This window comes from Pseudomonas sp. S04, from assembly GCF_009834545.1.
In the GTDB taxonomy this organism is placed as follows: domain Bacteria; phylum Pseudomonadota; class Gammaproteobacteria; order Pseudomonadales; family Pseudomonadaceae; genus Aquipseudomonas.
Map to the genome: position 1 here is coordinate 4,020,015 of NZ_CP019427.1, position 12,029 is coordinate 4,032,043.

Annotated in this window: 10 protein-coding genes; 7 read left to right on the top strand and 3 right to left on the bottom strand. The window is 58.9% G+C overall.

Annotation, left to right across the window (positions count from 1 at the left end; all coding sequences use genetic code 11):
• Nucleotides 1-33 precede the first annotated feature (33 nt).
• The 4 genes from aat to PspS04_RS17760 all read left to right on the top strand — a co-directional run bounded on the left by aat (nucleotide 34) and on the right by PspS04_RS17760 (nucleotide 3,344).
• Nucleotides 34-744 carry a leucyl/phenylalanyl-tRNA--protein transferase gene (gene aat, locus PspS04_RS17745; protein WP_159996934.1) on the top strand — a complete coding sequence of 237 codons (711 nt, stop codon included), beginning with the start codon at nucleotides 34-36 and terminating at the stop codon, nucleotides 742-744.
• Between the two features lie 29 nt (nucleotides 745-773).
• Nucleotides 774-1,481, top strand: a complete 708-nt coding sequence (locus PspS04_RS17750) for an arginyltransferase (RefSeq protein WP_095165218.1) — start codon at nucleotides 774-776, stop codon at nucleotides 1,479-1,481.
• Nucleotides 1,482-1,592: 111 nt separating this feature from the next.
• Nucleotides 1,593-1,811: a translation initiation factor IF-1 gene (gene infA / locus PspS04_RS17755; protein ID WP_002553999.1), complete on the top strand. Its 219-nt coding sequence runs from the start codon at nucleotides 1,593-1,595 to the stop codon at nucleotides 1,809-1,811.
• Between the two features lie 228 nt (nucleotides 1,812-2,039).
• On the top strand, nucleotides 2,040-3,344 hold the full coding sequence (locus PspS04_RS17760; protein ID WP_159994352.1) for an IS4 family transposase: 1,305 nt from the start codon (nucleotides 2,040-2,042) through the stop codon (nucleotides 3,342-3,344).
• 822 nt (nucleotides 3,345-4,166) lie between these two features.
• On the opposite strand, the gene clpA is transcribed toward PspS04_RS17760, so the two are convergent.
• Nucleotides 4,167-6,437 (bottom strand): ATP-dependent Clp protease ATP-binding subunit ClpA, encoded by a 2,271-nt coding sequence (gene clpA, locus PspS04_RS17765; protein WP_095165219.1) that lies wholly within the window; start codon nucleotides 6,435-6,437, stop codon nucleotides 4,167-4,169.
• A gap of 29 nt (nucleotides 6,438-6,466) precedes the next feature.
• Complete coding sequence (clpS, locus tag PspS04_RS17770; protein ID WP_093421263.1) at nucleotides 6,467-6,829, bottom strand: ATP-dependent Clp protease adapter ClpS; 363 nt, start codon at nucleotides 6,827-6,829, stop codon at nucleotides 6,467-6,469.
• Nucleotides 6,830-7,055: 226 nt separating this feature from the next.
• On the opposite strand from clpS, the gene cspD reads away from it, so the two are divergent.
• Entirely contained in the window at nucleotides 7,056-7,322 is a 267-nt protein-coding gene (gene cspD, locus PspS04_RS17775; protein ID WP_159996936.1) for a cold shock domain-containing protein CspD, read from the top strand.
• Nucleotides 7,323-7,408: 86 nt separating this feature from the next.
• Here cspD and icd read toward each other — a convergent pair whose 3' ends face one another.
• Nucleotides 7,409-8,665 carry an NADP-dependent isocitrate dehydrogenase gene (gene icd, locus PspS04_RS17780; protein ID WP_007905029.1) on the bottom strand — a complete coding sequence of 419 codons (1,257 nt, stop codon included), beginning with the start codon at nucleotides 8,663-8,665 and terminating at the stop codon, nucleotides 7,409-7,411.
• Nucleotides 8,666-9,156: 491 nt separating this feature from the next.
• Between icd and PspS04_RS17785 the strand changes: the two genes are divergently transcribed.
• Together PspS04_RS17785 and PspS04_RS17790 are read left to right on the top strand one after the other, a co-directional pair.
• Nucleotides 9,157-11,382 (top strand): NADP-dependent isocitrate dehydrogenase, encoded by a 2,226-nt coding sequence (locus tag PspS04_RS17785; RefSeq protein ID WP_095165222.1) that lies wholly within the window; start codon nucleotides 9,157-9,159, stop codon nucleotides 11,380-11,382.
• 199 nt (nucleotides 11,383-11,581) lie between these two features.
• Nucleotides 11,582-12,028: an NUDIX hydrolase gene (locus PspS04_RS17790; RefSeq protein ID WP_159996938.1), complete on the top strand. Its 447-nt coding sequence runs from the start codon at nucleotides 11,582-11,584 to the stop codon at nucleotides 12,026-12,028.
• The last annotated feature ends 1 nt before the right edge of the window (nucleotide 12,029 follow it).

The window sequence follows — 12,029 nt, forward strand, 5'->3', positions numbered from 1 at the left end:
GCCGCTGCCCTCCCCTACTGCAAGCTGGATACCATGCTGACCTGGTTACAACGCGACTCCCTGAATTTCCCACCGCTGGAAAAAGCCATGCGCGAGCCCAACGGCTTGCTCGCCGCCGGTGGCGACCTGTCTGCCGATCGCCTGGTCCAAGCCTATCGCCACGGCTGCTTCCCCTGGTTTTCCGAAGGCCAGCCGATCCTGTGGTGGTCTCCCGATCCGCGCACGGTGTTGTTTCCCGACGAACTGCATATCTCGCGCAGCCTCGGCAAACTGCTGCGCCAGCAACGCTACCGAGTGACGTTCGACCAGGACTTCGCCGCCGTGATCAGCGCCTGCGCAGCGCCCCGGGACTATGCCGACGGTACCTGGATCACCGACGCCATGCAGGACGCCTACCGAGAGCTACACGCCCGCGGCCACGCCCACAGCGTGGAAGTCTGGGACCAGGACGTGCTGGTGGGCGGCCTGTACGGCCTAGCCATGGGCCAGTTGTTTTTCGGCGAGTCGATGTTCAGCCGCGCCGACAACGCCTCCAAGGTTGGCTTTGCCAGCCTGGTGCAGCACCTGCGGGAGGCCGGTTTTGTCCTCATCGACTGCCAGATGCCCACCGACCACCTGCACAGCCTGGGCGCCCGCTCGATTGCGCGCCGGGAGTTCGCCGATTATCTGGCCCGCCACCTCGATCAGCCCAACCGCGCCACATGGGTTTATCAGGCGACTTTGACGCCTGTGGCTTACACTTAATTGAACGGCTTACCCCCGAGGGTTGATCCATGACCGAGTTGGCGCGTCTCAAGTTTTATGCCACTCAGCCCCATTCTTGCAGCTATCTGCCAGAGGAGCAGGCGACCACGCTGTTCCTCGACCCTAGCCAGCCCATGGATGTGCATGTCTACGCAGACCTGTCGGAAATGGGTTTTCGGCGCAGCGGCGATCACCTGTACCGGCCCCATTGCCAGAACTGCAACGCGTGCGTGCCTGCGCGCATCCCCGTGGCGCAATTTACCCCCAACCGGCAGCAGAAACGCATTTTCAAGCGCAACGCCGACTTGCAGGTACGCCCGGCCAAACCAGGCTTCAGCGAAGAATACTTCGACCTTTACCAGCGCTACATCGAACAGCGGCATGCCGATGGCGACATGTACCCGCCCAGTCGCGATCAGTTTTCCACCTTCCTGGTGCGCGACCTGCCCTTTTCCCGGTTCTACGAGTTCCGCCTGGAAGGCCGGCTGCTGGCCATCGCCGTGACGGATCTGCTGCCCAATGGTTTATCCGCGGTCTACACCTTCTACGAGCCCGCAGAAGAGCGCCGCAGCCTGGGACGCTACGCGATCCTCTGGCAAATCGGCGAGGCCAGCCGCCTGGGGCTGGATGCGGTGTACCTGGGGTACTGGATCAAGAACTGCAAAAAAATGAACTACAAGACCCAATATCGCCCCATAGAGCTGCTGATTAACCAGCGCTGGGTGGTTCTGAACTAGGGTCAACCCTAAAGCCCTTGGCTTAAACCCCATTTTTCGGGCACAATGCACGCCGCTTTTGCCTGGCGCAGTTGCACCGGGCCATTCATTGGACACCGAGGGCTTTACTGCATGTCGAAAGAAGACAGCTTCGAAATGGAAGGCACTGTCGTCGACACCCTGCCCAACACCATGTTTCGTGTGGAGTTGGAAAATGGGCACGTCGTAACCGCGCATATTTCCGGCAAGATGCGCAAGAACTACATTCGTATTCTTACCGGTGACAAAGTGCGCGTCGAGCTGACGCCCTATGACTTGAGCAAAGGGCGCATCACTTACCGCGCTCGCTAATCAAGTCAATACAAAACGCCCGGTTTATGCCGGGCGTTTTTGTTTGTCTGTTGTTTGTGTAGATTGAGTACATATCCGTTTCTGCGGTTACGGCCGCCGGCGGGTTCGCTCTTACAGCCAGCCCTTTCAAGGTCTTTGATAAAATCCCCCAAAACTCCAGTCAGGGTGACGAAAGCGATGTGGGCAGAAGTTCTAGCGCGGTTTGAGAAAAAAACACCGGCCAGTGTCATGACCAGAGTGATACTGGAGCAGGCTGTTCCTGCCACATGGGTCGATCAGGTGTTCGAAGAACATCGTCAGCGGCAATACCCGCGTGAGCTTCTGTTCTCAACCATCGTTGAACTGATGTCCCTTGTTTCATTGGGCTTGCGACCATCGCTACATGCTGCTGCACGGCAGATGGAGGATCTTCCCGTCAGCTTGGCGGCGCTGTATGACAAGGTCAGCCGCACAGAACCTGCGCTGCTGCGCGCCCTGGTCACCGGCAGCGCAGAGCGCTTGGCCCCGACGATAAAAGAGCTGGGGCACTCAGCCATTTTGCCTGGCTGGCAACTGCGGGTCGTCGACGGCAATCACCTGCCTTCCAGCGAAAAACGCCTGGGCGCTTTGCGCCGTGAACGAGGGGCCGCCCGGCCTGGTTTTTCAGTAGTGGTTTACGACCCCGATCTGGATCAGGTCGTCGATCTTCAGCCCTGTGAAGATGCCTATGCCAGTGAGCGCGTCAGCGTTCTGCCGTTGCTGGAAAAAGCCTGTGCGGGGCAGCTGTGGATGGCTGATCGACTCTATTGCACGCTCCCCGTCATGGACGCCTGCGAAGAGTCCGGAGCCTCGTTCATCATTCGCGAACCGAGCAAGCATCCACGTCTACTTAAGGAAAGCGACTGGCAGGAGTCTGTCGCGGTCGGGGTAGGCAGCGTGCGCGAGCAAATCATCGAGGTCAAAGGTGGTCGCCAGTGGCGGCGTGTCGAACTGAATCTGCAAAACCCCACCGAATCTGGCGACACCACGCTGTTGTTCTGGAGCAACTTGCCCGACTCCATCAGTGCCGAGCAAATCGCCGATTTGTACCGCCGTCGCTGGAGCATCGAAGGGATGTTCCAGCGTCTGGAATCGGTGCTGGACAGCGAAATCGAAACCTTGGGCAACCCTAAGGCCGCCCTGCTGGGATTTGCGTCGGCCGTGTTGGCTTACAACGTCTTGGCCGTGCTCAAGCACAGCGTTGAACAGGCTCATCGCCAGACCCTGCCCGACGATTGGGAAGCATCGATTTTCCACCTGACGGTACAGGTACGCAGCGGTTACGAGGGTATGCAAATAGCCCTGCCAGCAGAACACTCATCCATTCCGATCCCCGCAGGAGGGCTGGCTCAGTATCTGCTTGCACTCGCTCGAAACATCCAGCCCAAAGCGGTCGTCAAGAGTAAACGAGGTCCGAAGGTGCCCAAACCAAAGGAGTGGCTTGAAGGCAAAGCCGCGAATGCCCACGTGTCGACGGATCGGGTGCTCAAGGCCGCTAAAGTCAAAAGACCTTGAAAGGGCTGGCTCTTACAGCGACTCACTTTTCCAAACGCCGAAAAGTAAGCAAAAGGCTTCGCCCCAGCGTACGGCACTTCGCCAAGGCTCAGTGTTCCCTCGCTACGGTATCCATCAGGGGGCATCGCCTACGGTTTGCTTCGCTGCACCTCCTCTCGATGTGTGCGGCTTCGCCGCACGGCGCTACGCGCCTATCCCCCTGATGGACACCTTCGCTCGGCCTGCCGAAGGGGCGAAAGATCAAGAGCCAAAGCAAAGCAAAGCAAAGCAAAGCAAAGCAAAGCAAACGCCAATGCCAATGCCAATGCCAATGCCAACGGTGTGGCGCGGATCGCCATCGCGAGCAAGCTCGCTCCCACAAGGGGGATTTGTACGCAGGGCAAACAGGCCGGCCGGTAGGCCGCCTCGTTCGCTCTTACCACTCAGGCCGACTGTCAGGTCGCCGTGCTTTTGCTCTTGATCTTGATCCACCCGCCCCTTCGGCAGGCTGAGCGAAGGTGTCCATCAGGGGGGAGGCGCGTAGCGCCGTGCGGCGAAGCCGCATGCATCGAGAGGAGGTGCAGCGAAGCAAACCGTAGGCGATGCCCCCTGATGGGCACCGTAGCGAAGGGACCCCGAGCCTTGGCGAGGGGCCGAACGCTGGGGCAAGACTTTTTGGGTACTTTTGTGTCGTTTGACAAAAGTGCCTCGCCGTAAGGGCGAAACCCTAAGCCGCCGTTACCGCAGCAACGGATATGCCCCCAAACCCCCAAACCCCAAGCAGCAAACCCCACACAGCAAAAAGGCGCCTCCCGGCGCCTTCTGCTCTAACACAACCAACCGTCAGGCCATTTCCGCCGTGGTCTCGAAATCGAAGGTCAGCTCGCCGTCCTTGATATCGATATGCACCACGCCACCATGATCGGCCAACTCGCCAAACAGGATCTCCTCCGCCAGCGGACGCTTGATCTTGTCCTGGATCAAACGGGCCATTGGACGAGCGCCCATTGCCGAATCGTAGCCACCCGCCGCCAGCCAGCTGCGTGCGGCATCGGTCACTTCCAGCTGCACGCGCTTGTCTTCCAACTGCGCTTGAAGCTCGGTAAGGAACTTGTCCACCACACTTTTGATGACCTCATGACTGAGGCGACCAAACTGGATAATGGTGTCCAGACGGTTACGGAACTCCGGCGTGAAGCTCTTCTTGATCACTTCCATCGCATCGGACGAGTGGTCCTGATGGGTGAAGCCGATCGACGCACGGGCCGCAGTTTCGGCGCCGGCGTTGGTCGTCATGATCACGATCACGTTGCGGAAGTCCGCCTTGCGTCCGTTGTTATCGGTCAGCGTACCGTGATCCATGACCTGCAGCAGCAGGTTGAAGACTTCCGGATGCGCCTTCTCGATCTCATCGAGCAACAACACGCAATGCGGCTGCTTGGTGATGGCTTCGGTCAACAGACCGCCCTGGTCGAACCCGACGTAACCCGGCGGCGCACCGATCAGGCGCGATACGGTGTGACGCTCCATGTACTCGGACATGTCGAACCGCACCAGCTCGATCCCCAGCGCCTTCGCCAGTTGGCGAGCCGCCTCGGTCTTGCCGACACCGGTCGGACCGGCGAACAGGAATGAGCCCACTGGCTTGTCCGGCGACTTGAGACCGGCACGGGACAGTTTGATCGCAGTCGACAGCGAGTCGATCGCGGCATCCTGGCCAAATACCGTCAGCTTGAGGTCACGCTCAAGGTTGCGCAGCAGCTCCTTGTCGGAACTGGTGACATGCTTAGGCGGAATCCGCGCGATTTTCGCCACGATGTCCTCGACCTGAGGCACCTCGATGCGTTTCACGCGTTTCTCGACCGGCTGCAGACGCTGGTAGGCGCCCGCCTCGTCGATCACGTCGATGGCCTTGTCCGGCATGTGCCGGTCGTTGATGTAGCGCGAGGCCAGTTCGGCAGCGGCGCGCAAGGCCTCATCACTGTATTCGATGTTGTGGTGCGCTTCGAAACGACCCTTGAGGCCGCGCAGGATGCCAATGGTGTCTTCCACCGAAGGCTCCGACACATCGACCTTCTGGAAACGTCGTGCCAGGGCGCGGTCTTTTTCGAAGATCCCGCGAAATTCCTGGAACGTGGTCGAACCGATGCAGCGGATATCACCCGACGACAGCAGCGGCTTGAGCAGGTTCGAAGCGTCCATGACGCCACCAGAGGCGGCACCCGCACCAATGATGGTGTGGATTTCGTCGATGAACAGAATGGCCTGCGGACGTTTTTTCAGCTCATTGAGCAGCGCCTTGAAGCGCTTCTCGAAATCGCCACGGTACTTGGTACCTGCCAGCAGCGCACCGAGATCCAGGGAGTAGACCACGGCATTGGCCAACAGATCAGGCACCTGGTTGTCGACAATGCGCTTGGCCAGGCCTTCGGCAATCGCGGTTTTACCCACGCCTGCCTCGCCCACCAGCAACGGGTTGTTCTTGCGCCGGCGCGCGAGAATCTGCGCCACTCGCTCAACTTCCATTTCACGCCCGACCAGCGGGTCGATACGACCCTGGCGGGCCAGTTCGTTGAGGTTGCTGGCATAAGCGTCCAGCGGATTGCTTGAAGAAGAAGATTCACCACCTTCCTCGTCCTGCATATCTTGCTCACCTTCAGAGTGATCGCCATGCCCCGGCACTTTGGAAATGCCGTGGGCGATGTAGTTGACGACATCAATGCGGGCAACGCTCTGCTGTTTCAGCAGGAACACCGCCTGACTCTCTTGCTCACTGAAGATCGCGACCAGCACGTTGGCGCCGGTCACTTCACGCTTGCCCGAGCTCTGCACATGGAAGACAGCACGTTGCAGTACACGCTGGAAGCCCAGGGTTGGCTGGGTTTCACGATCCTCGTCATGGACGGGAATCAAAGGCGTGGTGGAGTCGATGAACTCCTGCAGGTCGTGCTTGAGTTTGTCGAGGTTTGCGCCGCAGGCACGCAAAACGGTGGCGGCTGCCTCATTATCCAATAGTGCCAACAGGAGGTGTTCGACGGTCATGAACTCATGACGTTTCGAACGCGCCTCCTTGAAGGCGAGATTGAGGGTGACTTCGAGCTCGCGGTTTAACATAGCTTCACCTCATACCCAAGTGGTCGGCGTTAACCGTCCTTCTCGATTTCACAGAGTAGCGGATGCTGGCTTTCCCTGGCGTACTGGTTGACCTGCATGGCCTTGGTCTCGGCGATGTCACGGGTAAACAATCCGCATACTGCCCGTCCTTCTGTGTGGACGGCCAGCATTACCTTGGTCGCCAGCTCACGATTCAGGTTAAAAAACACCTCGAGCACTTCGACGACGAAATCCATCGGTGTGTAGTCATCATTGAACAAAACCACCTTGTACATCGGCGGCGCCTGTAAAGCAGGCTTTGCCTCCTGTACAGCAATGCCTGCGGAATCGTCGTCGTGTGAATCCGGGCGATCCTGATTGAATGTTAGTCGAATCTGGCTGATTGCATGCATGGAAAGAAAGGTTCGTCTGTTGAGCTGAATACAGTGGTGGGGGCGGTCCCAGAGCTTTTCAACTCTGACTGTCCGGTCGCCTTGACTATCGGCAAATCAGTGTTACAACCAATAGAGCCCACAGTGGGTAAAAAAGGTCCGTGCCGTCAAACCCTATTTGCAGGATTTGAGCAGGATCAACTGGATGATACTCCAGTGATGGAGTCTGTTGCAGAGGGAGTTGGGTATGTCAGGCGTCAAGATCAATGGCAAGGTCAAGTGGTTCAACAATGCCAAGGGTTACGGTTTCATCAATGAAGACGGCAAAACGGACGATCTGTTCGCCCACTACTCGGCGATCCAGATGGAGGGATACAAAACCTTGAAGGCCGGCCAGGCGGTGGTCTTCGAGATCATCCAGGGCCCCAAGGGCCTGCACGCCGTGAACATCGGTGCCGCCATTGACGCCAGCGCAATCGACACCACCCCGCAAGAACACTCCGTTACCGCCTGAGACCCTCACCGACCGCAGGTTTTGCATAAAAAAACCGGCCGACTCAATCACTTGAGCCGGCCGGTTTTTGTTTAATGCCGCTCAGCTCACATGTGCGAGATCAGGGCATCGCCAAACGCCGAAGAAGACAGCAACTTGGCGCCTTCCATCAGGCGTTCGAAGTCATAGGTCACGGTCTTGGCCGAGATGGCGCCATTGGTGCCCTTGATGATCAGGTCGGCCGCTTCGGTCCAGCCCATGTGGCGCAGCATCATTTCCGCGGACAGGATCAGCGAGCCCGGGTTGACCTGGTCCTTGCCGGCGTACTTCGGCGCAGTGCCGTGAGTGGCTTCGAACATGGCCACGGTGTCGGACAGGTTGGCACCTGGCGCGATACCGATACCGCCGACTTCAGCCGCCAGGGCGTCGGACAGGTAGTCGCCGTTCAGGTTCAGGGTCGCAATCACGTCGTATTCTGCCGGGCGCAGCAGGATCTGCTGGAGCATGGCATCGGCGATAGCATCCTTGACGATGACGTTCTTGCCAGTTTTCGGGTTCTTGAACTGCATCCACGGACCGCCGTCGAGCAGGGTCGCGCCGAACTCTTCGGCCGCCACTTCGTAGGCCCATTCCTTGAAGGCACCTTCGGTGAACTTCATGATGTTGCCTTTGTGGACGATGGTCAGCGAGTCGCGATCATTGTCGACCACATATTGCAGGGCTTTGCGCGCCAGACGCTTGGTGCCTTCCAGGGAAACCGGCTTGACGCCGATGCCGCAGTTTTCGTCGAAACGGATCTTGGTGACACCCATTTCCTCTTTCAGGAACTTGATGACCTTGGTCGCTTCCGGCGAGCCGGCTTTCCACTCGATACCGGCATAGATGTCTTCCGAGTTCTCACGGAAGATGGTCATGTCGACGTCGCCTGGCTTCTTCACCGGGCTTGGTACACCTTCGAACCAGCGCACCGGGCGCAGGCAGACGTAAAGGTCGAGTTGCTGACGCAGGGCCACGTTCAACGAACGGATACCGCCACCGACCGGGGTGGTCAGCGGGCCCTTGATGGAAACCACGTAATCCTTGACTGCGTCCAGGGTTTCCTGAGGCAGCCAGGTGTCCTGATCGTAAACCTGAGTCGCTTTTTCCCCGGCATACACTTCCATCCAGGAAATCTTGCGTTCGCCGCCGTAAGCCTTCTTAACAGCAGCATCGACAACCTTGATCATGACCGGGCTGATATCAACACCAATACCATCACCTTCAATGAAAGGGATGATCGGGTTGTTAGGAACATTGAGAGAATGGTCTGCATTGACGGTGATTTTGTCGCCGACTGCTGGAACCTGAATCTTCTTGTATCCCATGCTGAACTCCGTTGTGTGGATTGAACATCTGGCTGCGTTCGAGCGTACCCCAGTTGAATCTGCACGGGAACCTCATGTTCCACTCATCTGCCGCCAAGCTAACCAGTTCGCGGCCTACAAGCCTGAAAGCAAAGGGGAAACTGCCAAACTCAAGCACATGGAGCGACTCTACGCCGCAGCACCGGGTGCGACCTTTAGACCAATGGACGAGACCGGAGGTGTATGAACCATCGGCGTTTTGCCAGCTACCTATGTATAATGCCGCCGCTGACCACAGAGTCACGACGGCCGAGCCCTCTACTACAAGAGTTTCGGCCCGAAAAGCCGGGTTGTTACCGCAACCCGAGCGCTTGACGCTCGACTGATGCACCCAACATCACCGCGACGAAATCTCGACATTCGGCTCATGGATGACTTTGAACGAACGCGCTTACCCGGCGCCCCTCGAATTTCCGCGCACGCTTTTAGCAAAGAAGAGAGTTAATCCGAATATGCCCACCCGCTCGAAGATCATCTACACCTTCACCGACGAAGCTCCCGCCCTCGCCACCTATTCCCTGCTCCCGATCGTAGAAGCCTTTACCGCTTCCGCCGATATTGCCGTGGAAACCCGCGATATCTCCCTTGCAGGGCGCATCCTGGCAAGCTTCCCCGAGCAACTGGGTGACAAAGCCGTAGCCGACCACCTCGCCGAACTGGGCGCCCTGGCCGTTACGCCTGAAGCCAACATCATCAAGCTGCCGAACATCAGTGCTTCGGTACCGCAACTGCAGGCCGCGATCAAAGAGTTGCAAGCCCAGGGCTATGCACTGCCGGACTACCCGGAAACCGTGACCAGCGATGCCGACAAAGACGCCAAGGCTCGTTACGACAAGATCAAGGGCAGCGCGGTAAACCCGGTTCTGCGTGAAGGCAACTCCGACCGTCGCGCACCGCTGTCGGTCAAGAACTACGCACGCAAGCACCCGCACAAAATGGGCGCATGGGCCAAGGACTCCAAGTCCCACATTGCGCACATGAGCACCGGCGATTTCTACGGCAGCGAAAAGGCCGCCCTGATCGACGCCGCTGACGCCGTGAAAATCGAACTGATCGCCCAGGACGGCACCGCCACCGTCCTGAAGGCCAAGACCACCGTGCAAGCCGGTGAGATCCTCGATTGCGCAGTCATGAGCAAAAACGCCCTGCGCAGCTTCATCGCCGCCGAGATCGAAGACGCCAAGGCCAAGGGTGTACTGCTGTCGGTCCACCTCAAAGCCACCATGATGAAGGTCTCCGACCCGATCATGTTCGGCCAGATCGTTGCCGAGTTCTATAAAGACGCCCTGGCCAAGCACGCAGACGTGCTGGCCCAGATCGGCTTCAACCTGAACAACGGTATCGGCGACCTGTACGCTCGCATCAAGGCCCTGCCGGCCGACCAGCAAGCGCAGATCGAAGCTGACATCCAGGCGGTCTACGCCGCTCGCCCTTCCCTGGCGATGGTCAACTCCGACAAAGGCATCACCAACCTGCACGTGCCAAGCGACGTGATCGTCGACGCATCGATGCCGGCCATGATCCGTGACTCCGGCAAAATGTGGGGCACCGACGGCCAACTGCACGACACCAAGGCCGTGATCCCGGATCGCTGCTACGCCACCATCTACCAGGCCGTGATCGAAGACTGCAAGGTCAATGGCGCCTTCGACCCAACCACCATGGGCAGCGTGCCAAACGTTGGCCTGATGGCGAAAAAAGCCGAAGAATACGGTTCCCACGACAAGACCTTCCAAATCAAGGCTGACGGTGTGGTTCGTGTTTCCGACAGCGCTGGCCGCACCCTGCTGGAGCAACCGGTTGAGGCCGGCGACATCTTCCGCATGTGCCAGACCAAGGACGCGCCGATCCAGGATTGGGTCAAACTGGCCGTCAACCGCGCTCGCGCCAGCGCCACCCCAGCGATTTTCTGGCTGGACCCAATGCGCGCCCACGATGGCGTGGTGATCGAGAAGGTCCAGGCTTACCTGAAGGACCACGACACCGCCGGCCTGGATATCCAGATCATGGCACCGGTCGACGCCATGAAGTTCACCCTGCAGCGCACCCGCGAAGGCAAGGACACCATCTCGGTGACCGGCAACGTGTTGCGCGACTACCTGACTGACCTGTTCCCGATCATGGAACTGGGCACCAGCGCCAAGATGCTGTCGATCGTGCCGCTGATGAACGGTGGCGGCCTGTTCGAAACCGGCGCTGGCGGTTCGGCACCCAAGCACGTGCAACAACTGCTGGAAGAAAACTTCCTGCGTTGGGATTCGCTGGGCGAGTTCCTGGCCCTGGCCGCTTCCCTGGAACACCTGGGCGTGACCTACAACAACCCTAAAGCGTTGGTGTTGGCCAAGACCCTGGACCAGGCTACTGGCCAGTTCCTCGACAACAACAAGTCGCCATCGCGCAAAGTCGGCAACATCGACAACCGCGGCAGCCACTTCTACCTGGCGCTGTACTGGGCACAAGCCCTGGCCGCCCAGAGCGAAGACACTGCACTGCAGGCGCAGTTCAGCCAACTGGCCAGCACCCTGACCGAGAACGAGGCAACCATCGTTGCCGAGCTCAACGCCGTCCAGGGCAAGCCAGTGGACATCGGCGGTTACTACCACGCCAATGCCGAGCTGATCAGCCAGGCCATGCGCCCGAGCAACACCTTCAACGCGGCGATTGCTGCGCTGGTGTAAGGTTGTAAGGGAACACCACAAACCCCGGCCATGTGCCGGGGTTTGTGTTTATGACTTTTATTGATCGACACAGGCCCCTGTGGGAGCTGGCTTGCCAGCGATGGCGGCTTATCATTCAACATTGATGATGACTGCCCCGTTGCTATCGCTGGCAAGCCAGCTCCCACAGGGTTTCATTGCTCACGACCGAGGACACTTCATGGACTGGAAACCCCACATCACCGTTGCCACCATCGTCGAGGACAACGGCCGCTTTCTGATGGTTGAAGAGCACAAGGCTGGTCGCAACGTACTCAACCAGCCCGCCGGCCATCTGGATCCGGATGAGACCTTGACCGAAGCCGCCGTGCGCGAAACCCTCGAAGAGACCGGCTGGGACGTTGAACCGACCGGCGTGGTCGGCATTTACCTGTACACCGCCCCCAGCAACGGCGTGACTTACCAACGGGTCTGCTTCATCGCCAAAGCGATCAAACACCACCCCGATTACCCACTGGACGACGGTATCGTCGGCGCCAAGTGGCTGACCCGGGACGAGTTGCTGGCCCAGCGCGACAACTGGCGCAGCGAGCTGATCATCCGTTGCATCGACGATTATCTGCAGGGAAATTGCTTCAGTCTCGAACTGATCCGTCCTTCTCTTTAGC